The 22,775-nt window shown below is 67.1% G+C and carries 16 protein-coding genes; 10 read left to right on the forward strand and 6 right to left on the reverse strand.

Annotated features, from left to right (window positions below; genetic code table 11):
* Positions 1–10 precede the first annotated feature (10 nt).
* Positions 11–226, forward strand: coding sequence for a TOBE domain-containing protein (locus tag ABWY06_RS17580; protein WP_353926867.1), 216 nt, complete (start codon positions 11–13; stop codon positions 224–226).
* Positions 227–273: 47 nt separating this feature from the next.
* Here ABWY06_RS17580 and ABWY06_RS17585 read toward each other — a convergent pair whose 3' ends face one another.
* The 5 genes from ABWY06_RS17585 to ABWY06_RS17605 are packed head-to-tail and all read right to left on the reverse strand — an operon-like array spanning position 274 to position 8,424.
* Positions 274–1,932, reverse strand: a complete 1,659-nt coding sequence (locus ABWY06_RS17585) for a diguanylate cyclase domain-containing protein (RefSeq protein ID WP_353926868.1) — start codon at positions 1,930–1,932, stop codon at positions 274–276.
* Entirely contained in the window at positions 1,925–2,311 is a 387-nt protein-coding gene (locus ABWY06_RS17590; protein ID WP_353926869.1) for a response regulator, read from the reverse strand. The genes ABWY06_RS17585 and ABWY06_RS17590 overlap by 8 nt, the downstream gene beginning before the upstream one ends.
* A complete protein-coding gene (locus ABWY06_RS17595; protein WP_353926870.1) occupies positions 2,304–5,216 on the reverse strand; it encodes a CHASE domain-containing protein in 2,913 nt (970 codons plus the stop codon). Before ABWY06_RS17595 ends, ABWY06_RS17590 begins: the two co-directional genes overlap by 8 nt.
* Positions 5,213–7,282: an ATP-binding protein gene (locus ABWY06_RS17600; protein ID WP_353926871.1), complete on the reverse strand. Its 2,070-nt coding sequence runs from the start codon at positions 7,280–7,282 to the stop codon at positions 5,213–5,215. The genes ABWY06_RS17595 and ABWY06_RS17600 overlap by 4 nt, the downstream gene beginning before the upstream one ends.
* A gap of 14 nt (positions 7,283–7,296) precedes the next feature.
* Positions 7,297–8,424: a response regulator gene (locus tag ABWY06_RS17605; RefSeq protein WP_353926872.1), complete on the reverse strand. Its 1,128-nt coding sequence runs from the start codon at positions 8,422–8,424 to the stop codon at positions 7,297–7,299.
* A gap of 333 nt (positions 8,425–8,757) precedes the next feature.
* Between ABWY06_RS17605 and desA the strand changes: the two genes are divergently transcribed.
* The 3 genes from desA to ABWY06_RS17620 all read left to right on the forward strand — a co-directional run bounded on the left by desA (position 8,758) and on the right by ABWY06_RS17620 (position 13,060).
* Positions 8,758–9,945, forward strand: coding sequence for a delta-9 fatty acid desaturase DesA (gene desA, locus ABWY06_RS17610; RefSeq protein ID WP_353926873.1), 1,188 nt, complete (start codon positions 8,758–8,760; stop codon positions 9,943–9,945).
* Positions 9,946–10,215: 270 nt separating this feature from the next.
* Positions 10,216–11,130, forward strand: coding sequence for a GGDEF domain-containing protein (locus tag ABWY06_RS17615; protein ID WP_502948221.1), 915 nt, complete (start codon positions 10,216–10,218; stop codon positions 11,128–11,130).
* Positions 11,131–11,740: 610 nt separating this feature from the next.
* Positions 11,741–13,060: an OprD family porin gene (locus ABWY06_RS17620; RefSeq protein ID WP_353926874.1), complete on the forward strand. Its 1,320-nt coding sequence runs from the start codon at positions 11,741–11,743 to the stop codon at positions 13,058–13,060.
* Between the two features lie 842 nt (positions 13,061–13,902).
* Here ABWY06_RS17620 and ABWY06_RS17625 read toward each other — a convergent pair.
* Positions 13,903–14,049, reverse strand: coding sequence for a hypothetical protein (locus ABWY06_RS17625; RefSeq protein ID WP_353926875.1), 147 nt, complete (start codon positions 14,047–14,049; stop codon positions 13,903–13,905).
* Between ABWY06_RS17625 and ABWY06_RS17630 the strand changes: the two genes are divergently transcribed.
* The 6 genes from ABWY06_RS17630 (at position 14,048) to ABWY06_RS17655 (ending at position 22,676) form a co-directional block, all read left to right on the forward strand.
* Positions 14,048–16,231 carry a hypothetical protein gene (locus tag ABWY06_RS17630; protein WP_353926876.1) on the forward strand — a complete coding sequence of 728 codons (2,184 nt, stop codon included), beginning with the start codon at positions 14,048–14,050 and terminating at the stop codon, positions 16,229–16,231. The two genes, ABWY06_RS17625 and ABWY06_RS17630, sit on opposite strands and share 2 nt — an antisense overlap.
* A gap of 47 nt (positions 16,232–16,278) precedes the next feature.
* Entirely contained in the window at positions 16,279–18,177 is a 1,899-nt protein-coding gene (locus ABWY06_RS17635) for a hypothetical protein (protein ID WP_353926877.1), read from the forward strand.
* Between the two features lie 9 nt (positions 18,178–18,186).
* The gene (locus ABWY06_RS17640; protein WP_353926878.1) at positions 18,187–18,747 is read left to right on the forward strand and encodes a sigma-70 family RNA polymerase sigma factor; all 561 of its coding nucleotides are present in this window, start codon (positions 18,187–18,189) and stop codon (positions 18,745–18,747) included.
* 61 nt (positions 18,748–18,808) lie between these two features.
* A complete protein-coding gene (locus ABWY06_RS17645) occupies positions 18,809–19,447 on the forward strand; it encodes an anti-sigma factor family protein (protein WP_353926879.1) in 639 nt (212 codons plus the stop codon).
* A gap of 371 nt (positions 19,448–19,818) precedes the next feature.
* Positions 19,819–21,003, forward strand: a complete 1,185-nt coding sequence (locus ABWY06_RS17650; RefSeq protein ID WP_353926880.1) for a S8 family serine peptidase — start codon at positions 19,819–19,821, stop codon at positions 21,001–21,003.
* A gap of 158 nt (positions 21,004–21,161) precedes the next feature.
* Complete coding sequence (locus ABWY06_RS17655) at positions 21,162–22,676, forward strand: hypothetical protein (RefSeq protein ID WP_353926881.1); 1,515 nt, start codon at positions 21,162–21,164, stop codon at positions 22,674–22,676.
* Positions 22,677–22,775 lie beyond the last annotated feature (99 nt).

Genomic DNA, 22,775 nt, shown 5'->3' on the forward strand with positions numbered 1-22,775 from the left:
GAGCATCACCATGACCATCAAAGCCATCAACGTACGTAACCAGTTCAAGGGCACCATCAAGGAAATCGTCGAAGGCGACGTGTTGTCGGAAATCGACGTGCAGACCGCCTCGGGCATCGTCACCTCGGTGATCACCACCCGTTCGGTGCGCGAGCTCGAGCTGGGCGTCGGCTCGGAAGTGATCGCCTTCGTCAAATCCACGGAGGTGTCGATCGCCAAACTCTGAAAGGTCGCACGCGGGACCGGTGCAACGCCGGTCCGTGCGGGCGCGTCTCAGTCGGCCTGACGCACCTGGTTGCGGCCGCCATGCTTGGCGCCGTACAGGGCGCGGTCGGCGCGCTCCAGCAACTCGCTGGCGCTGCTCTGGCTGTCGGTCAGGACAAAGCCGGCGCTGAAGGTCACCTGAAACGTCTGGCCCGCGGCGACGAACTGCAGGGCGGCAAAGCGTTCGCGAATTTCATCGAGAATGCGCTGCGCCTGATCCGCCGGACAATCCGGCAGCACCGCGAGAAACTCCTCTCCGCCGTAACGACCCAGGCTGTCGACCCGACGCAGGCGCTGGCGCAACAGGTTGGCCAGGGCGCGGATGACGTTGTCGCCCGCGGCGTGTCCATGGCGATCGTTGACCTGCTTGAAATGATCGATGTCCAGCATCGCCACGCTGGCGCGGGTCTCATTGCGCAAGGCGCGCTCCAGCTCGATGGCCACCTGCTCCTTGATATCGGCGTGTTTCAGCAAGCCGGTGAGGCTGTCGCGCGCCAGGGCCATGCTCAGCAGGCGGGCGCGCTGGGCCCGGGCGAAGACAGTGGCAACCAGGCTATTGTCGGAAATCGGTTTGGTGACGAAGTCATCGCCGGCTTTGAGCATGGCATTCATCTGTCGGGCGATGTCGGTTTCCGCGGACAGGTAGATGATCGGCACGCGCAACCAGTCGTCGTAGAACCGGATGATCTGCGCCAGCTCGGGCCCGCTGCAGTCCGGCATATTGACGTCCAGCAACACCACCTCGGGGTTGAATTCGCGCAGGTGGCTGAACAACTCGGCCGGGGTGTGCAGCATCTGCACCTGCATGTTGGCGCCGCGCAGCACCAGGCTGTAACGACTGGCCAGGTCGCGGTCGTCGTCGATGATCAATACCCGGTAGGGTTCGCCCTGTTGCTGGACAAAGCAGCGGTCCAGGCAGTTTTCCAGCTTGGGCAGGTCCAGTGGTTTGCTGAACAGGCCGATGGCGCCGGCCCGCACCGCTTCCAGGTGGGTGGCGAAATCATCCTGGGCGCTGATGACCAGCAGCGGCAGGGGGGCGTCCAGGCGCTGTTGCAAGGCCTTGGCATATTGCAAGCCACTCTGCGTCTCGTCGGGTAGTTCGCTGTCGACGATCAGCGCGTCCGGCACGTGCCGCTGCAGGGCGGCGTCGAGCTCGGCGATGCCGCTGTAGTGTTCGGCCTGATAGCCGAAGGTGCTGAGGGTCTGGCGGACGCTTTCACCGTCCGCGCCCAGGCTTTCCAGGATGTAGATGCAGCGCGGCTGTGGCTCGCCGCGCGGGACTGCGCTTGGCGGGCTGGGCAGCGGTGGCGCCGGCGCGGTGGGCTCCAGCTGCTGCTGCAGTTCGGCGACCTGCAGGCTGAAGGCCTCAAGCACCTGCCGCTGCTGCTGGGTCTGCTGCAGCCACTGATCGGCCTGCTGCTCCAGTGCGCGGGCCCGTTCGCCCAGACCGCCGAAACCGAAGGTCCCGGCGGAGCCGGCCAGTTTGTGCAACTGATCGCGCAGCGCCAGCAGGGCGGCCTGGCGCTGCGCTTCGGACTCGACCGCCAGCAGCTGTCGGGCCTGCTCGGCCAGCGCCGGCAGCTCCTGCTGCAGGCGTTCGGCGAACTGCTGGCCGAGCTGCTGCAGGTACTCCTCCAGGGGCGGGTTCGACGCGCCGGGGTCATTCATGGGCCCGACTCCAGATTTGCCGGACCTGGGCGGCCAGTTGCATGGGGTCGAAGGGTTTGAGGATCACGTCGCGCGCGCCCAGGCCACGGTAGTGGGCGATTTCCGCAGGTTGTACCTTGGCAGTCATAAAGGCCACCGGGACCTGGCTGATGTCCACCAGGCCGGCCAGTTTGCTCAGGGTCTGGGGGCCATCCATGCCGGGCATCATCACATCCAGTAAGATAAAGTCGGGGGCAAAGCCCAGGACCCGGTCGAGAGCCTCCTGGCCGGAGGAGCAACTGAGCACCTGAAAGCCGCCGACCGCCTCGAGGGCGACTTTGGCCACCGCCTGGATCGAGTGATCGTCTTCCACGTGCAGAATGCGTCTGAGTTCATGCATGGCGGTTCTCCCTGGCCGTGAGCAGTCGGCCGAGCAAGGCCAGGAACAGTGTGGCGTCGGTGCGCGATTTTGCCAGCACCGCCTCGACCTGGCCCAGGCGGTCGCTGGGCAGGTCATGGGCACTGAGTAGCACCACGGGCAGTTCGGGGTGATCGCGCTGCAGCTCGTCGAGCAGCTCCAGGCCATTGCCATCGGGCAGGCCAAGGTCCAGCAACACCAGGTCGAAGTGGGCATGACGCAGCTGCTGGCGCGCCTGGGCGAGGCTGCCGGCGCTGACGAAGTCCGCCAGCCCCCGGCCCTGTTCGGCGATCACCCGGCGCAGGTCCGCGTCGTCCTCCACATGCAATACCCTGGGTTTGTCCGGTAGCCCGCCCAGGGCCTGGGACAGGCTGTTGAGCAGGCGTTGCGGGTCGATGGGTTTGTCCAGCCAGTCGACGGCCTGCACGCTGCCATTGAGGCTCAGACGCCCCTGGGCGCCACTTGCCGAGATCACCAGCACGGGCAACGCCTGGGTCGAGGGCTGCTCGCGCAATTCGCGCAGCAGTTGCAGGCCGTTGCCGTCCGGCAGGCGCAGGTCCAGGGTCAGGGCGGCGAAGGGCTGCGCCCGCAGCAGGGCGCGCGCCTGGGCCAGGCTGGCCGCACTGCGGACTTGGTAACCGGCGTGCAGCAGCAGTCCCTCGAGCAACTGCGCGGTGCTCGCGTCGTCTTCGATCACCAGCACCCAGGGCCGGGCGTCCGGGACCCGTGAGGGTTCCAGGATCGGCAGCTCGCACCAGAAGGTGCTGCCCTGGCCTTCGAGCGAGTCGAAACCGATCTGTCCGCCCATGCGTTCGACCAGTTCCTTGCTGATCGCCAGTCCCAGCCCGGTGCCGCCTTTCTGCCGGCTGTCGCTGGCGTCGGCCTGGGAAAATTTCTGGAAGATGCGCCCGTGAAAGGCCGTCGCGATACCCGGGCCCTGGTCGCGGACACTGAGGCGTACCCGCTGGCCGCGCTCGGCTGCGCAGAGTTCGACCAGGCCCCCGGCGGGTGAAAACTTGATGGCATTGGACAGGAAATTGGCCAGCACCTGCTGCAGGCGCAGGGCATCGGTGCGCACCGAAAGGTTCGGGCAGCTGCCACGCCACAGCCGTACGCCATGCAACTCGGCATAGGCCTGGTTGCTGGCCAGGCTGTCGTCGAGCAGGGCGGCCAGGTGATGGGGCTGCAGGTCGAACTCCATCTTGCCGGCGACCAGTTTGTCCATGTCCAGCAGGTCGTTGATCAGGTGACTCAGGCGCAGGCTGTTCTGGTGGGCGATCTCGAGCATCGGCCCGATCGCGACGGGGACCTCGCCCAGTGCACCGCCGCGAATCAAACCCAGGGCGCCGGCGATGGAGGTCAGGGGCGTGCGCAGTTCGTGACTGACGGTTGAGACGAACTCGCTTTTCATCTGCTCGATGCGTTTGCGTTCGGTCAGGTCCATGGCCGTGCCGCTGACGCGCACCGGCTGTCCCTGCTCGTCGTGCTGAATATAGCCGCGCAGCAGGATCGGCACAGCCTGGCCGTCGCGGTGCGGCATCCGGCACTCGATGCTGAGAAAGGTCTCGCCGCGGCGCAGCGCCCGGCCGATGGCCCGGCGCGCCGGTTGCAGGTCATCGGGATGGAGCAGTTGCTCCCAGCCTCGCAGGCCGCCGGCAGGCCCTTCCTCCGGCTGGCCGAGGATCTGCCAGCCCCGTGGCGAGATAAAAAAACGCCGGGCACGCAAGTCGAAATCCCACCAGCCGTCGTTGCTGCCCTTGAGCGCCAGGGCCAGGCGTTCCTCGCTTTCCTCCAGGGCCTGGCCCTGCTCGCGCAGCTGATCGGTCATGCCTGCGGCCAGGGCCAGGGCCTGGGCCCGGCGACGGCTGAGGCCGTCGACCAGGAAAAACAACAGCAGGCTGATGCAGCCGCCCAGGATCAGCAGGGCGGCCTGGCCCTGACGAAAACGCGCGGCGAAGCCGGGTTTCATCTGGAAGTTCAGGGTCCAGGTCTGCCCATAGAATTCAAGTTGGCGTTGGGCATCCGCCACCCCGGACGCGGTACCCGCGGCACGACTGCTGTACAGCAGGCGCTCGGGGTTGGCCTGGATCCCGGCATACAGGTCGAAATCCAGCAGCAAGGGGCTGGCGCCGAGAATGCCGGCCATCAGGTCGTACATGCGGTAGGGGCTGTAGACAAAGCCGCGCAACGCCTGCAGGCGTTCATCGGCGGTGGTTTGTGGGCGGTCAGGGGCGTAGACCGGCACATACATCAGCAGGCCCGGTTGCACCGTGCCGTGTGTTTCCTGCACCAGCACCACCTTGCCGCTGAGCTGGGCCTGGTTGTTGCGCGCCGCCGCCAGCATGGCCTCGCGCCGGTTGGCTTCGGAGAGCATGTCGAAACCGAAACTCGACAGGTTGCGCCCGCTGGACGGCTCCAGGTACAGCACCGCGCTGTACAGTTCGCGTTGGCCGTCCGGGTGCAGGTTAAAGCCAGTGAACCCCTCGGCGCGCACCGCGGCCTCCAGTGCGGCGCGCTGCTCGGCCTGCAGCACCTGGGCGAAGCCCACGCCCTGGATGCCGGGATAGCCGCTGGCGAGGTTCAGGCGGGTGATATAGGTATGCCATTCCTCGCGGGACACCGTGCGGCTGGCATCGAACAACCCGGCCCCGCCGAGCAGGATCCGTTCGTGATCGAGCATGCGCTCGCGAATCGCCTGCAGCACGTCCTCGGTCATCAGCTGGAATTGCTGGTTCGCCGCGTCGGCCTGGCTCAGGCGCAGGTTGTTCCAGGCCAGCAGCACGGCGCACAGACTGACCAGCAGCACGCCCCAGGCCAAGGGATGGCGCCGCGCCGGCGCGAGGCTTTCCGTCGCCGCGGCCAGGACCCTGTGTGGAGCGGCACTCACGCCTGGCCTGCCGTGTCGCGGATCGGCAATTCGAACCAGAAGGTGGCGCCCTGTCCTTCGACGGAGTCGAAGCCGATGCGGCCGCCCATGCGCTCGACCAGCTCCTTGCTGATCGCCAGGCCGAGGCCGGTACCGCCCTTGCGTCGGGCGTCGCTACTGTCGGCCTGGGAGAATTTGCTGAAAATCTGTTCGCGAAAAGCCTGGGGCACGCCCGGCCCCTGGTCTCGTACGCTGACGCGGACCTGATCGCCCTGCGTTTGCAGCCGCACGCGCACCGGGTGTTGCGGCGGGGAAAACTTGGCGGCGTTGGACAGCAGGTTGGCCAGCACCTGGGCCAGTCGCTGGCGGTCGACCCGCACCTGCACCGACGGCGCCGGGCCATCCAGTTGCAGGCTGACCTGATGCTGGCTGGCGTAGGGCTGGTTGTGTTGCAGCGCCTGTTCGACCAGCGGCGCCAAGGGCTGCTCCTCGAAGGCGAAGGCGAGCTTGCCGGCGGCCAGTTTCTCCATGTCCAGCAGGTCGTTGATCAGATTGCCCAGGTGCTGGCAGTTATCCTGGGCAATGCCCAGCATTTGGCGCATGGCCAGGGGGACCTCACCCAGGGCGCCGCCATTGACCAGGCCCAGCGAGCCGGTGATGGCAGTCAGCGGGGTGCGCAATTCGTGGCTGACGGTGGAGAGGAATTCGTCTTTCAGGCCTTCCAGGCGCTTGCGTGCGCTGATGTCGCTGATAAAGCCATGCCAGAGCACGTCGCCGTTAGGCAGGCGCTCGGGGCTGGCGCGGCCTTCGACCCAGATCAGGCCTCGCTGCGGATGGCGAACGCGGTATTCCTGGTGCCAGGTCGACAGTTGTCGAGCCGACTCCTCGATGGCTGCCTGGACCCGCTGCTGGTCGTCAGGCCAGTGGCGCGTGAACACCGCGCCGGCATCCTCGGTGACCTCGGCCGGGTCGAGGCCATAGATGCTTTGCAGGCCTTGGCTGGCATAAAGAAAGCAGGCGCTGCCGTCGGCCCGCAACAGGTACTGGTAGACCACGCCGGGCAGTTCGGCGGCCAGCCGTTGCAGGCGTTGCTGCGCCTGTTCGCGGTCACTCAGGTCATGGACCAGGACCAGGTAACCCAGCACCTGGTCGGGCGCCTGGCGAATCTGCGACAGGCTCAGCAGCACCGGGACGCGGCGACCATCGAGGCCCAGGCAGAGCCATTCACTTAGCTCGCGCAGGCCCTGACTGGCGCGGCCGGTGATTCGGGCAAAGGGCGTCGCGTGCGGCGCGTTCAGCGCCGTTGGCGCGGTGGCGCGCAGCGGCGCCTGCAGCAGCTCGCCGAGGGGCCGTCCGAGCAAGTCTTCGCCGCGGTAGCCCAGCAGGGCTTCGATGCCCGGATTGGCGCGCCGGATCAACCCCTGGGTATCGGTGATCAGCACTGCGCTGCCGGCATTGTCGAGCATCGCCTGTTGCAGCGCCGCCTGTTCGGCATGGGCGCGGGCGCTCAGGCGCAGCTCGATCAGACGCATCACCTGACGCCCCAGGCTGGCCAGGGCGCGGTGCTGGTCTTCGTCGAGGCGATGGGGGATCCGGTCGATCACGCACAGGGTCCCGAGGGCAAACCCGGCCGGGTCCTGCAGCGGCATGCCGGCGTAAAAACGGATGTCCGGGGCACCGGTGACCAGCGGGTTGTCGCGAAACCGCGGATCCTCCAGGGCGTTGGGCACCTGGAACAGTTCCTCACCGTTGATCGCATGGGCGCAGAAGGCCAGCTCCCGGGGCGTCTGGGGCGCATCCAGGCCGACCCGGCTCTTGAACCATTGGCGGTCGGCGTCGATCAGCGAGATCAGCGCGATGGGCGTGCCGCAGATTTGCGCCGCCAGGGCGGTGATGTCGTCGAACATCGCCTCCGGCAGGCTGTCGAGCAGCTCATAGCCGCGCAGGGCGGTGAGGCGTTCCAACTCGTTGGCGGGCAGCGGCGGATGACCGGGATGATCCGGCTGAGCAGGGCTGCGGGAACTCCCGGCGGAAGGCGCGGTATCGAGCGGCGGGTCGGCCTGGGGCGCCGAGGCGGGTGGTTTCATCGCGAGTTCCCCGCTCAAGGCAGGCCGGCCAGACGCCGCAAGCGCGCCTGATCCTGGGCGTCGGGGGTGGCGTCCAGCTCGCAGGCGGCCATGCGCATCAGAATGGTTTCGCGTTTGACATTGTTGCTCGGCAAGCCGTAACAGGCGCCGATCAGGTCACGCAGCGGCAGTGGCAGTCGCCACTGGACTTTCAGGCGATTGGCCAGGGTGTGGCTGGCGCTCTGCAGGGCGTGATCGAGTTGCTCGGCACTCAGCGGCTGGCCGCTGTCCTGCCACGCCTGGGCCTGGTGCAGCAGGCACAGCTCGCCCATGCGGTGCAGCAGTGCCGCGGTCTGCAGCGGGGCCGGATCGAGCTGGCACTGCCTGGCCAGCTCACCCACCCGCAGGTAAAGCCGCTCGACCTGCTGCATTTGTGCCAGCGCCTGCAGTTGCAGGTCCGGCTCGCGCAGCTCGGCCACCGGGCGCAGTCCCAGGCCCAGGCCGAGGTTCAGGCTGGTGGCCGCGCCCATCGCCTGCAGGGCCGCGGCCAGGCTCAGGCAGGGGGTGCCCGTCTGGTTGTACGGGCTGCTGTTGGCCGCGGCCAGCAGGCGTCCGGTCAGGGCCGGATCCCGTTGCCAGCGGGCGAGCAGTTGCGCCACCGTCGGTGCGCGGTCCGGATCAGGCTGCAGGTTGTCCAGCACTCCCGCTTGCAGCGGCAGGTCCAGCGCGCCGGCCGGCCGTTCAGCCAGATAGTCGGTGAAACTGCCTGCCGGTTCCAGCGCCGCCATCCTGTCCGCAGCCGCGGCGGGCAACAGGCGCGCCAGGCACTCGAGTACCTTCGGTACCTGGAAGGGTTTGCTGATAAAGGCGCTGATGCCCAGCGGGCGGACTTCCAGCACGCTGTTACGGTCGGAGCGACCGGTGACCATGATCACCGGCAAGGCGCGATCCTGCTGGCGCACCTGTTCGAGCAGGCGGGTACCGGGACCGTCCGGCAGATTCCAGTCGACAATCAACAGGTCGGCGCCCTGGCGTTGCCAATCCAGTAGGGCGTCGGCAACCTTGTCCAGGCACGCCACCTGGGCGGCGGGGCGCAGATTGAGCACGATCTGCTTGAGCAGGTCGGCGATCCAGGGATCGTCTTCGAGAATCATCACCCGCATGGCACTTCCTTGGAACCTGTTGGCACACCCGCACGGCCGCGCCGAGCTTGTTGTGAAACGAGAGCCGATCGCGGGGCGCGGCGTTTGACCATTGCCGACGCGCGACGCGCACTGCCGTATGGCATCCGAACAAGCCCGGTCCCGCAGGTGGCGCGAACAAGAGCTCCAGGCGGCCCCGCCGGGGATAAGCCCCGAGCAGTATAGTTAGCCTTGTCAGCGGGGCGGTCCTATCTAAAAGTACAACTGGTTTTCTACCTCCGCTCAGGGATAATGCAGCCTGCCTGGCAAATTGTCTGACAGGCCAGATTTCCCTTTCAAGAGGCGACAGCGTCCATGTGGTACAACGGTTTACTCGACCTGTCGAGCTGGCAGCTGGTGGTGGCGATCCTGCTGATGACCCATGTGACGATCGTTGGGGTCACGGTCTACCTGCACCGTTATTCGGCCCATCGCGCGTTGGAGTTGCATCCGGCGGTCAAGCATTTTTTCCGCTTCTGGCTGTGGCTGAGCACGGCGATGAATACCCGTGAGTGGACCGCCATTCACCGTAAGCATCACGCCAAGTGCGAAACCGTCGACGACCCGCACAGCCCGGTGGTCAAGGGCCTGAGCACAGTATTGCGGCGCGGTGCCGAGCTGTATCGGGAGGAGGCGGAGAACGCCGACACCCTGCGTATCTACGGCAAGAACTGCCCGGACGACTGGTTGGAGCGCCGGGTCTATTCGCGCTACCCGGTCGGCGGTGTGGCCCTGATGGGCGCCATCGACCTGGCGCTGTTCGGCGTACTGGGCATCACCGTCTGGGCGATCCAGATGATGTGGATCCCGATCTGGGCCGCCGGGGTGATCAACGGCTTGGGCCATGCCGTCGGCTACCGCAACTTCGAGTGCCGCGACGCCGCCACCAACCTGCTGCCCTGGGGCATCCTGATCGGCGGCGAAGAGCTGCACAACAACCATCACACCTACCCCAACTCGGCCAAGATGTCGGTCAAGCGCTGGGAATTCGACCTGGGCTGGGCCTGGATCCAGCTGTTCAGTTTCTTCGGCCTGGCCAAGGTGCAACGGGTCGCGCCCATTGCCCATCGGGTCAGCGGCAAACGCAGTCTGGACATGGACACCGCGATGGCCATCCTTAATAACCGCTTCCAGATCATGGCGCAGTACCGCAAGTTGGTCATAGTGCCGTTGGTGCAGCAGGAACTGGGCAAGGCCGATGCCTCGGTGCGTCACCTGTTTCGCCGGGCCAAGCGGCTGCTGTCCCGCGAGCCGAGCCTGCTGAACGACCAGCACCAGGCGAGTATCCAGGCGATGCTCGAGCAGAGTCAGGCACTCAAGGTGATCTACGAAAAACGCCTGGCCCTGCAGCAGATCTGGGTCAAGACCAGTGCCAATGGCCACGAGATGCTCGAGGCGATCAAGCTCTGGATCCATGAGGCCGAGGCCAGCGGTATCCAGTCCTTGCGGGATTTCGCCGAGCAGCTCAAGACCTACTCCTTGCGTCCTGCTGCCCTGGCCTGAGCCGCCAATGGCTGGGTTTGACGCCATCAACCTGGCCTGAACCGTCGATCGCTGCACCTCTGCGACCGGAACTTCGCGGCTCGCTACACCTCTGATACAGCAAGGCCCGCCTTCTCTGGCGGGCCTTTGTTGTGCCGGCTGCCCGACCCCAGGGGGCAGATGCTCGCGGCGGAGGTGGCGCCATTGGATCCACACAATCCCCTAGCCGAAACGTCCCCGTCCGCCGAACTGGTGGAGCTGCCCGCACCGGTCGAGACCCTGTTGGCGTTGATGCATGCCCAGGCCGAGGTCGCCCGCCTGGGCGAGCGCGAGCAGCTGCTGAGTATCCTGCTGGCCAGCCTCAACGCGGTGCTCTGGGCATTCGATTGGCAGACCCAGCAAATCATCTATGTCAGCCCGGCCTATGAGCGGGTGTTCGGTCGCTCGGCCGCGGCGCTGTTGGCCGACTCGGCCGAGTGGCGTAACAGCATCTATCCTGATGACCTCGAGTACGCGGCGCTCAGCCTTGCCGAGGTGCTTGAAAAGGGCGCGGTGGAGGACCGGGAGTACCGCATCATTCGCGCCGACGGCCAGTTGCGCTGGCTCAGCGACAAGTGTTTCCTCAGCCCGTCGAAAGAGCCGGGGCAAGCACAGATCGTGGTGGGTATAGCCGAGGACATCACCGATAAAAAACAGCTGGAGGAGCAGCTGCAGCGGCTGGCGACCATCGATGTGCTGACCCAGAGCAGCAACCGTCGACACTTCTTCGAATGTGCCCAGCGTGAGTTCGAGTACGCCTGCGAGCTCGACAGCCCGTTGGCGTTTCTGCTGCTGGACATCGACAATTTCAAGGTCATCAACGACACCTACGGCCACCAGACCGGCGACCTGGTGCTGCAGCAGATCGCCCGCTGCAGCGGGGTGTTGCGTCGCGAGGACCTGTTCGGGCGCATCGGTGGCGAGGAATTCGCCGCGGTCTTTCCCGGCTGCGAGCCAGCCCTGGCGCTGCAGATCGCCGAGCGCCTGCAACGCGAGGTGCAGCGCTTGCGTTTCACCGTCGGCGGCCAAACCTTCGGTGTCACGGTCAGTCAGGGCCTGACCAGCCTGCAGCCCAGCGATGCCAGCCTCGACAGCCTGTTCGCCCGTGCGGACGCCGCCATGTACCAGGCCAAGCGCCAGGGCAAAAACCAGATCGTATTGGGGTAAGGCGGTCAACGCCGACCACTGAGCCGTGTGCGACCCGCAGCGGCGGGTCGTCGGCCGGTCAGGCATGATCAAGGCGCCCCACGCACCACGCCATCTGCATCGCTGATCCCACCAGGGCAGGCCGCTTTTCCAGTCCGGCATGCATGGCGGGCTGCCACGGGCTGAGGCTGACACCTGCGCGCCAGCTGTTCGCTCGGAGGCACTGCTGTCTGGAGACGGGCAGCTCGGCAGCGCTGGCGGCCTGGCCGTATTGTCGTGCAGTGCTCGATGCCGGGCCGGCGCGCAGGTCGCGGCGTTCCTCTGCGTTCTCTTGGGCCTTACACCTGCGCGTTGACGTCCCCTTGGCGGCGGGCCGCCACGCGCCGCAATGCCCTGGGCGACAATCCGCCGGTGGCGTGCGCCGGGAGGCTGCGCATCCGTGTCCGCCAGGCGTCGCAGCAGTCGCCTGCCAAGCTGGCGCAGTATCTGCATTGGCTGGTCCGCCCCTGGCGTGCGGTCCTCGAGAGGCCGGCACAGCCGCGGGTCTGCAGGGCCCTGGTGGTCATGCCGCGCGCGTGCAGCGCCGCGGCCCGCAGCAGTCCTAGAAACGACCCCCAAGGAATCGAGCCTTATGAAAAAGACCCTTCTGGCTGCGGCCATCGGCCTGCTGCTGGCCCAGTCGGCCCTGGCCGGCGGTTTTGTCGAAGACAGCAAAGCCGGCCTGACCCTGCGCAACTTCTACATCAACCAGGACAACCGCAGCGGCGTGGCCGATCCGTCCCGCCAGGAAGAGTGGGGCCAGGGGTTTATCTTCAACTTCGCCTCCGGTTATACCCAAGGCACCTTCGGCTTTGGCGTCGATGCCATCGGCCTGCTGGGGCTGCGGCTTGACTCGGGCGGCGGCACCCACTACAACCCCAGCAGCGGCAACCGCGGCGGCCTGGTGTTTCCCACCGACGGCCAGGGTGACGCGGTGGATGCCTTCGCCAGCCTGGGCCTGACCGGCAAGGTCAAGGTCTCCAAGACTGAAGTGCGCCTGGGTACCCTGCTGCCCAAGCTGCCCGTGGTCAACTACAACGATGGTCGCCTGCTGCCGCAGACCTTCGAAGGTGGCCAGATCACCTCCAACGAGTTCGATGACCTGACCCTGGTCGCCGGCCAGCTGGAACACGCCAAGGGCCGCAATTCCAGCGACAACGAGTCGCTTTCGATCGCCGGTGCCGGCGGGGCGGCCGGGCAGCGCAGCAACGAATTCTATTTCGCCGGCGCCGACTACAAGCTGACCAAGGACCTGCTGGTCCAGTATTACTTCGGCAACCTGGAAGACTTCTACCAGCAGCACTTCCTCGGCCTGACCCATAGCTGGGCGCTGCCGGTGGGCAGCCTGAAATCCGACTTGCGCTATTTTCTCAGTGACTCCGACGGCAAGAACGGCAGCCAGGCCGGGCGCTTGGCCGGCTACCGCAGCTCGGGCTACCAGAATAACGGCGGCGAGGTCGACAACCAGGCCTGGAGTGGTTTGTTGACCTACAGCCTCAATGGCCACGCCCTGAGCGCCGGTTACCAGCAGCTGTCCGGTGACAGCGATTTCCCCTTTCTCAACCAGGGCGACGGCTCCACCGCCTACCTGATCACCGACCGCCAGATTGGCAAGTTCCAGCGTGCCGGCGAGCGCACCTGGTTGGCCCAGTACGCCTACGACTTCGCCAAGCTGGGCGTGCCCGGCCTGACCACCTCCGTGGTCTACCTCAAGGGTGACCAGATCGAGTCCGCCACCGGCGAGCAGTGCGAGTGGGAGCGCGATTTCACCCTGGGCTACGTGGTGCCGGAGGGTGACCTCAAGGGGCTCGGCCTGTCCTGGCGCAACGCTTCGCTGCGCAGCTCGGTGGCCAGCCAGCGCGATCAGGACGAAAACCGCCTGATCCTCAGCTACACGCTGCCCCTGCTGTAGGGCAAGGGTGCGGCAAGGGCGGGTGGGCCGCGGCCGTAAGAGCCGATGGGTGCAGCATGGGTATCGCTGCGCTCGACTCAGCCTGCGTGCTATAGGGAACAGGCGCGGCAGGGGCGAGCGGCTAGGGCAGCATGGGTATCGCTGCGCTCAACCCATCCTACGCGCTCGCGTGGGAGCCGTAGGGTGGTCTCGGCGCGCTGTACAGCGCCAGCCCACCGCGCCCTGATGTTGTGCAGCCTGTTTAGCGCTGCGCTCGACTCAGCCTGCGTGCTATAGGGAACAGGCGCGGCAGGGGCGAGCGGCCCGCTGCCTTAAGAGCGGATGGGTGCAGCATGGGTATCGCTGCGCTCAACCCATCCTACGCGCTCATATGGGAGCCCGTAGGGTGGTCCCGGCGCGCCGTACAGCGCCAGCCCACCGGCGCGGTCAGTTTCATGGGATGCGAGGTGTCGTCGTGGGCATTCCACCTGGAGCGTCGATCCGCAGCCGGACCACCGCGCCCTGCTGTTGTGCAGCATGGGTATCGCTGTGCTCGACCCATCCCATGCGCCGTCAGCCGCGCCGATAGAGCGCACAGAAGCCCGGACTTGATCCGGGCTTTTTTATGGCCACCCGACTGCAAGCTGCCAGGTGCCGCCGCCCGTGAAAAAAAGTGAACCGCCGCCCAGGGTGCTTGCGACAGAGGGACGTTATCAGTCTTTTCGCGAGCGCGATCATGGATCATCGACCCGAGCGGTACAGCCCACCGCTGTTTCAGCCAGTCCTCACGGGGACCGCATTTATGGCCGTGGTCCGCCGCGGACGGCAGACACTGCGATGTTTCGACGCCAATCAGTGCCGAATCACGGTGCAGTCGGCCATTTGTGGCAATACTGCTTGCCGTCGGGCTTCGTCGCGCCGTAACGGGTGGCGGCCATGAGGACAGTCGCCGAGCGGGCCGCCAGGGTCCCGCCGCGCAGGGGGACAACCGAAACGACGGGTGCGGTCATGGGCATTATCCAGCAGGTCAGGGGAATCCGCCGCAGCCATTGCGCGCTGCTGTTGCTCAGCTGGTTGGCGGCGGCCAACCTGTGCGCCGAGGAGGCCTTCAGCCTGACGGCCGAGCAGCGTCAGTTGGCGTTCAGCGTGGCGGGTCTCGAGGGGTTGGGCGAAAGCGATCGCCTGGCGGTCGAGCTGGATGGTTACGACGTCACCGCGCTGATCAGTCGCCGCGAGACCGAGCTGCAACTGGACCTGCCCACCCCCCTGGGCGGCGGCCAGCATCCCTTGTTGGTGCTGGTGTTCTACGGCAACGGTGATGTGGCCACCCTGCTCGATGCGACGCTCGAGGTAGCCGCCGCCGAGGACGCGGCCGTGCCAGGCGTGGCGGCGCCGGCCGAAGGCTCCGCCGGGGTCGAACCAGCGGCCGCGGCGGCCACCCGGGAGGACCTAACGCAGCCGCTGATACCCCCGTCGTCGAGCCCGCAGGCGACTCACCAGTTGCAGGCCCTGCTCAGCAACAGCTACCGGCTCGACCAGAGCCTGCCCGACGGCTACCCGGGCAGCTCGCCTTACGCAAGCAACGGTGGGCTCAGCTACCGCGGCCAGGGCGGCGGCGCCGACTGGCAATGGCAGGGCGAGCTGGATGCGCTGTACGACAACCTTGGCGGTATCGATCCGGACGGTGCCGAGTGGCAACTGCCGCACTATCGCCTGGCGGCCAGCCAGGGCAATGGCTGGCAACGCCGCGGCATGGCGCTGGGCACCTACAACGTCACCCGTGAGGACCTGCTGTTCAGTGCCTACCAGCGCCGGGGGGCGGTGGCGACCCTTGGCGACCCCGAGCAGGGGCCGTTGTTGCTCGATGTGTTCGGCCTGCAAAGCGAGCCGCAGACCAGCTACCAGCATCGCCTGGGTTACCCCCGGGAGGCCGCCGAGCGCAGCAGCGGTGGCGTGCTGACCCTGACGCCGCTGCGCGACGATCCCCAGCTGCTGCAGCTCAGCAGCGCCTATGTCAGTGGCGAGACCCAGGAGGGCGGGGTGGGCTTCTGGTCCACCGGGGAACAGACCCGTTATGGTGGCGACAGCTGGAACCTGGCCATGGATTCCCGGCTGGGCGACAACAGCCTGTGGCTGCATGCCGATTACGCGCGCTCGCGCTTCGACAGCGATGGCTTGGGCACCGGCAGCGGGCCGCGCAATGACGACGCGCACGACCTGCAACTGCAGTTCAACTCGGGGCGCTGGTTTCCCAGCGGCCCGCTGGACCAATGGAGCTTGACCCTGCAACGACGCCAGGTCGGCCTGGATTTCTACTCGCTCGGCTACCTGGCGCTGCCCGGTGACCTGCAGCTGGACCGGCTCAACTGGCAGGGCTACTTCGGCAGCCTGCAACTGGACGCCGAACTGGCCCGCGAAACCAACAACCTCGACGATGCCGACAAAGTCGCCGACCAGACCGTTGAGCGCCGGGCGTTGAACGCCTATTACTACCCCATGGTTGACGCCGAGGCGTTGCCCTGGCGCCTGCTCGGCACGCCGTCGCTGAATGCGGGGGTGACCGAGACTCGGCGCCGACAGGACCGCGAGGACGCCCAGCAGGTCGGCTTCGACCTTAACGACGACAGCCGGGAAAGCCTGGTGGGGGTGAATTTCTTCCACAACCGCTGGAACTGGTCGGTGCAGCACAGCCTGCAAACCACCCAGGACCATTCGCGTCCGGTGGAGCAGCAGGGGTTCCTGGTCTATCAGCCACCGTCCGATCAGCGCAACCGCTTCACCACGCTGCAAGTCGGTTATATGCCCAGCGACCAGTTGAGCCTGTCCACCTCCTGGCAATGGAGCCAGCTGGCGGAAACCGATGCCGACAACCTGTATGGCAGCAGCGGCCAGGGACTGGACCTGGCCTGGCAGATCGTGCCGCGCCGCTGGCGGCTCAACAGCTCCTATTTCCGTGGACGTGACCGCAGCGAGTTCGGTGAGGAAGGCCTGTCCGGCGACACCCAACGGCAGCAGACCGCCGCGCTGCAGCTGACCTGGAGCGTCAGCCAACCCGAGGGGCTGCGTCCGGGCCTGGACTGGTTCGTCAAAGGCAGTTACGCCAAGCAGGAAAGCCAACTCTATGCCCAGGAACTGAAGAACTGGCAAGTGTTGCTGGGCTTCGACCTGCGCTGGGATACCCACAGTCAATGAGTGTGACGCCGGTCCGGGCGCGACCCGGATGGGCAGGAAGGTGACCTATGAATCGATTGATCCGAAGGGCCCTGCGGGGCCTGCTCCTGGCGCTGCCCCTGCTGACCTCGCTGGTCGCCGAGGCGGCGCTGCTGAGCGCCAATGCCCAACCGCCGCAGCAACAACTGCAGGGTGGGCAAGACAGCAACCTGGCAGTGACCTGGCGCCTGACCAGTACCAGCAGCCACAGCGGCGGCGTTTTCTCACCGTCGGCCCAGGTGCTGGATGCCTCCAGCGGCGCGCTGCTGAGCACCCTGGGCGGCGCCCTCAGCCAGCCCGGTAGCGGTCCGTTCCTGTTGGGCGAGTTTATCCAGTTGCCCGCAGCCAGCGTGCAGCAGTGGCAGCGCAGCGGCATCCGTCGCTTGCTGCTGGTGCGCGACTTCGTCGACCAAGCCGGTGGCTCGGGGGTGCGCGGCCAGCAGACCCTGTTGTTGCCCAGCGCCGAACTGCGTGCGGTCAGCGTACAGCCCGCGCAACGGCAGCTGCAGGCCGAGCAGGACAACAGCCTGATGCTCGCCTGGCAGGTGCTGGCCACCGGCGACTACCAGGGCCGGGTCGATTCGCCCCAGGCCCAGCTGCTGGACCCGGCCAGCGGCGCGGCGCTGGCGACCCTGGGCGGCGCGTTGAGTGCCGAGGGTAACGCACCCTTTTTAATGAGCGAGCAGCTCGAGCTGCCGCTTGCCTTGTTGCGCGACCTGCAGGCGCGTGGCCTGCGCCGGGTGGTGCTGCAGCGGGAGTTCAGTGACGGCGGACCGCGCTTGCGCGCCCAGGTGGTGTTGAGCGTGCCAGGCATCGAGTTGCGCGCAGTGATGGTCCAGCCGCCGCAGCGCCAGTTCCTCGCCACCCAGGACAACAGCCTGGCGCTGACCTGGCAGGTCTCCGGCCGCGGCGACGTCAGCGCGACGGTGAGCTCGCGCCAGGCCAGCCTGGTCAACCCGCTCAACGGTGTCGTACTCGCCACCCTGGGCGAGCCACTCAGCGCCAGCGGGCGGCTGCCGCTGCAGTTCAGTGAGCGCCTGGAATTGCCCGCCGGCCTGCTGCAGGGCTGGCTGGCCAGCGGCATCCAGCGCGTGCTGGTGCAGCGCGAGTTTGCCGCCGAGGGCACGCCGCTGCGCGGGCAGATGGTGGTCAACCTGCTCAGCAGTGGCCTGCGCGCGCCCCGGGAAAACCGCAGCGGCGAACTGCAGGTGCAGCGTTTGAGCCTGAGTTTCCAGGACGGCCAGCGGATCAGCCTGGTGCAGCCCGCCAGCTCGCTGACCGCCCAGGTGCTGCTGGGCTACAGCGGCAACGGCCTGCTCGAGGGACGCTGGCAGGTCGCCGAACCTGGCGGCAGTGAGGGCCAGCCTTTCTACCGCACCCTGACGCTGGTACGCCAGTTTCTCAATCAGGCCCAACAGAGCACCCTGGTCAGCCCGCCGTTGCCCACCGACAAGGCCGGCAAGTACCGCCTGCGTTTCTGTGTCGGCAACGCCGGCCAGCCGGCCGAGGATGAATTGGTGCTGGATTTTGGTTGTCCCAACGAGGACCTTAGCGTGGAAACTGTTTATGAAGTCCTGGGCAGCGCCGAAGCCGATGCGCGGCGTTTGATCGGCGCGGACCCCCAAGGCGGTACGGTGACCGCGCGCACGCCGTTTCAATGGCGCGCGGTGGAGGGCGCGGTGGTGTACCGCCTGCAGCTGTTCGCCAGTGAATCGCCGCAGGCCGGGGAAACCGAAGCCCTCGACCAGTCGCCTCGTTTCGTCGCTGGTATGCTGTTGCCTGCCCACCTGAACCAGACGAATTTGTCGGACCTGCTGCGCAGCAAGCTGGTGGCGGGGCGGTACTACCTGTGGCGGGTCACTGCCCATGACCAGAGTGGTGCCCTGATTGGCCGCAGCCTTGAACGCCGGGTGCGTTACCAGCCCTGAGGAATATCGATGAGCGAGCCGACCGATCTCGACCTGTTGCAGTGCATCGCCCGGGGCGACCAGCAGGCCCTGCATGCGTTCTACCGGCGTTTTCACGGTGTGGTCTATCAGTTCTCCCTGCGCACGCTGCGTAACGGCGCCGATGCCGCCGATGTGCTGAACGAGGTGATGCTCGAGGTCTGGCGTCGGGCCGGTACCTTCGAAGGGCATTCCCAGGTACGCACCTGGCTGCTGAGCATCACGCGTAACAAGTCGGTGGACCTGTTGCGTCGCAAACGGCCGAGCGAGCCACTGGACGAACAGGCGCTGGAGGAAGACCCGGGCGCGGTGTGTGGCCTGAGCGCCGGGCTCGAGCTCGACCAGCAGGGCGAGCAGGTGCGTTACTGCCTGGACAAACTCAAGGACAGCCACCGCCAGGTGGTCCACCTGGCGTTTTTCGAAGAGCTCGCCTACCCGCAGATCGCCGAGATCATGGCAATTCCCGGCGGCACCGTGAAAACCCGCATGATGCACGCCAAGCAACAGCTGCTGCAGTGCCTGCGGCGGCGCCTGGAAGGGCGACCGGCATGAATCCGATTGAACCGGCAGGCCGCCCGGCACGACTCAGTGGCAGTGAATGCGGAGGTGCGAGATGAACGATGAATCCAACGAGCAGGCGCTGCACGAACTGCTGCCCTGGTACCTGAACGGCACCCTGGAAACCGCTGAAGCGGCCCAGGTCGAGGCCTGGCTGGAGCGCTCCGTCGAGGCCCGTAGCGCACTGGAGGAGTTGCGTGCATTGGCCAGCGCGGTGCGCCTGGCCGAACAGGCGCGGCAGGCCGAGACGCCGCCCCCCAGCGAACTCGGTTGGGCCCGCCTGCAGCGCAGCCTGCAGCAGGAGCCGCGGGTCGCGCCGCGCCGCGACTGGTGGAAACCCTCGCTGGCCGCCGCCGCCGCCCTGGTGGTGGCGTTGCAGTTGGGGATCCTGATGCGCCCACCCGCGCCGATGAACGACTGGACCCTGCAGAGCGGCAACAGCGCCCAGCAGCAGCGCGGTGAGGGCTATCGGCTGCAGCTGCGTTTTGTCGACCAGGCGTCTTGGCCGCAGGTGCGCGCGCTGCTGCTCGACCTCGATGGGCTGCTGGTCGACGGTCCCTCGGTACTCGGCACGGTCCAGGTGCATGTCCCACTCGACGTTAAACGCTTCGCCGATGGCCCAGCATTGCTGACCTGGCTGCAGCAGCAGCCGGTGGTGCAGCACGCGGCGTTGCTCGAGCCGCCCAGGCCATGAACGGCGCTTGGCGGAGCCTGGCACTCTTGGGGTGGCTGGCCCTGCCGCTGGCGGCGGCGACCGACCCCGCCACGGGAGGCGTGCCCGCGGCGGACAGCCGAACACTCTCGCCGCCCGTCGCGGCACCCCCCGGGCTGCCACCTTCGCCGCAACCTCGGCCCGGTGCTACACCGGGCGGTTCGTCCGCTCCCAGCCGCACGCCGTCGCCGCAAGCGCCGCAAGCGCCTCGTCCCGGCTCCGCCCCGGGCGCGGGGTCCGTGCCAGCTCCGGATCCCGTGCCGGCACCGACGCCGGTACCGCCTGCGTCACCAGGCCCGCCCCCCCTGCCACCCAGTGAGCCGCTGACCGCACCCACGGCGCCGGCTACTGAGTTGTCGCCCGGCGTTGTGCTACCGGGTGGCTCTCGGCGACCCGCCGGCAGCCTGCTCGAACAGCCGCTACAGGCCCCGCCGGTGCAATGGCGTGGGGTGCAGCAGGGCAGTCCGACGGACCCGCCGGTGCTGCGCGAATGGCTGGTGATCAGCCGTAACCTGGCTGAAGCCGAACAACAGCGGCGCGCCCTGCAACCCTACCAGCTGAGTATCCTGCGGCGTCAGCAGCTGCCCCACCTGCAGCGGGTGATCAGCGTCTACCGCATCGCCCCGGAGCGTGACCTGCGGCAGCTGGAGCGCGACGTGCGCCAGGCGTTCCCGGACTGGCAGCAGGAGCTTAACCAGCGTTATCTGCCCCTGGAGCAAGCCGTTTCGGAGGACGAGGCTGCCGTGCGCCAGTGGGGCCAGGTGAGCATGGGCCGCCTGCACCCTGCACCGGCGACCTGTGGGCGGGGCCTGACGCTGGCCCTGCTGGACGGTCCGGTCAACCAGCGGCTGGCGGAGTTCGCCGGTGCCGACCTGAGCTACCGGAGCCTGCTGCCGCCTTCGTTCAGCACGCCGTCGGCGGCCGCGGCGCGTCACGGCACCTCACTGGCGGTCCTGTTGCTGGGGCGGCACCAGATCGCCGGTCTGTTACCGGGCGTCCGGCTGCACGCCTTGGGCATCTTTGCCGAGGATGCCAGTGCCGGCCTGCACACCCGCAGCGACTGGGTGATTCAGGCACTGGACCACCTGGCCGGGGTGCAACCGCCGGTGCAGGTGGTCAACCTGAGTTTTGGTGGCGCCTACAGCCTGCTGCTGGAACAGTTCTTCGCCCAGCTGGCGCAACGCATGCAGTTTGTCGCCGCCGCCGGCAATGATGGCCGGGAGGGCCTGCGCTACCCCGCCGCCTACCCGTCGGTGCTCGCGGTGGGAGCGGTGGACGCCGCCCACCGGCGCCTGCGCCAGTCCAACTGGGGAGCGCAGCTGGCGCTGGTGGCGCCTGGCGAGGATATCTGGACGTTGGACGAGGGCGGGCAGGGTTATTACGCCAGCGGTACCTCCTTCGCCGCGCCTTTTGTCAGCGCCGCCCTGGCCCTGTACGGCTCGCCCAAGGCGTTGCAAGAGCAGGCGCTGAACCTGGGCCCGCCGGGTCGCGACGCCGAATACGGGGCCGGCCTGGCCCAGTTGCCTGACTGCCCCTGAACCCCGTCGGCCGTTGTGCCAACGGCAGTGAGCCCCGAGCCAGCGCAGGGGCTCTGGCCGGGATAACCATAAAAATTAAAAAAACTGAACCGTGGACGCGGGTGTCGACGACAGAGCAGGGCAAGCACCCCAGGTGCCTACCCTAAAGGTCTTTCGACATGAAGCAGTCCATCCCCGCGTTCACCCTGTCTGCCATGAGTTTGAGCCTGCTGCTGGCCAGTGCCAGCGCCATGGCTGACGACAACCCCATTGCCCAGCCTAACCTCAAGGCCGCGCCCAATGCCGGCCAGCCCCATACCCTGCAGGTCAAGCTGGACGCCCAGGGCGACTGGACGGTGGTACCCAGCAGCACGGTGCGCATGCGCTTCCAGTACGGCCATCACTGGCTGGCCCAGCCGAACAAGGGCAACTCGCTGTGGGCGCGCATCTATGTCGGCGAGGCCAAGATCGCCAAGGGCGACACGAACTTCTACGACAAGACGCAGATGTTCGATCTCAGCAGTGCCCAGGTACTGGCCAACAGTGGCACCCTGAATGCCAACCTGCCGTTCAGCCTGCTGGTGGTCGACGGCATTCCCGGCACCAACATTGCCAGCCACTGCGGTTTCGAAAAGGACAACCGCCTCAAGCAAGGCAAGGGCCTTAACCAGGTGTTGCGCAATGGTTTCAACGTCAAGCTGAACACCCAGCTGTCGATGGCCGGTTTCTATGACCTGGGCGGTGGGCCGAACACCTCGCGGCCGGTGTCCAGCCACCAATACCATGTGCAAACGACGGCACCGGTCACCCTCCAATGCCTGGGTAATCCGGCGATTGCCGACCAGGTGGCGCCGCCCAAGGGCCCCCAGGGGTTGGTCGGGCCGTTCAAGGTGGACAGCGTCGAGCTGATCGCGCTGCCCTATAAAACCACCACCGTCTGCCCCATCGAAATCGCCTTCAAGGCCACGGTCAAAGGCGTCGGCGGCGGCGAGATCAAGTACTGGCTGGAAGAGCAGGGAGGGCTGGGCGCGGCGGTGCAGCAGATCAGCAATCTGCCCGGCAATCTGGGAGAGGCCAGCGAGCGGGTGATACTGCAGAAGGTCTCGATCAAGCCGGGCCCCGTGCAGCAGCCCCAGGGCCTGGATAACCTCAAGGCCAATACCCAGGGCAGCCTGGTGCAACGGCGCTTTCGCTTCCATGTGCTGGCGCCGAACAAACTGCAGTCCAGCCAGGTGGAGATCCAGCTGACCTGCACCAGCACCCTGAGCGGCGGTCTGTCGGCCATGGGTGGCGAGCTGCGGGTGCCGCCGCTGCAGCCGCACCCGCCGCAGCCGCCCAAGCCGGGCCTGACGTTGCAGGCTGCGCCAAGTGAGCCACAGCCACCCCAGCCGGAGATGAAGCTGCAGGCGGCGCCCGCGCAGCCCCAGCCACCCAAGCCTGAGCTGCACCTGCAGGTCGCGCCAGTCGAACCCCAGCCAGCCAAACCCGAGCTGCATCTGCAGGCCGCGCCGGCCGCGCCCCAGCCGCCCAAGCCGGCGCTGACGCTGCAATCCGCACCGTCCAGTGCATCGCCGGCCCGGCTGCAGCTGCAGGCTGTGCAACCGCCAGCGCCGCAGCCACAACGGGGCATGCGCCTGCAGGCCCAGCCCGGCAACCCGGCGCTGCCGCGCCAGGGACGCCTGCCGCAGCCGTGACCGAAGGCCGATGCCGGCCCCTGTGGCGCCCCTAAGACCTGCAACGCCCCGCACTTCGGTGAGGGGCGTTGTGCTTTTTGCGCCGGGCAAGTCGCAGCG

This window comes from Pseudomonas sp. (genome assembly GCF_040514055.1).
Taxonomy (GTDB): Bacteria; Pseudomonadota; Gammaproteobacteria; order Pseudomonadales; family Pseudomonadaceae; genus Aquipseudomonas.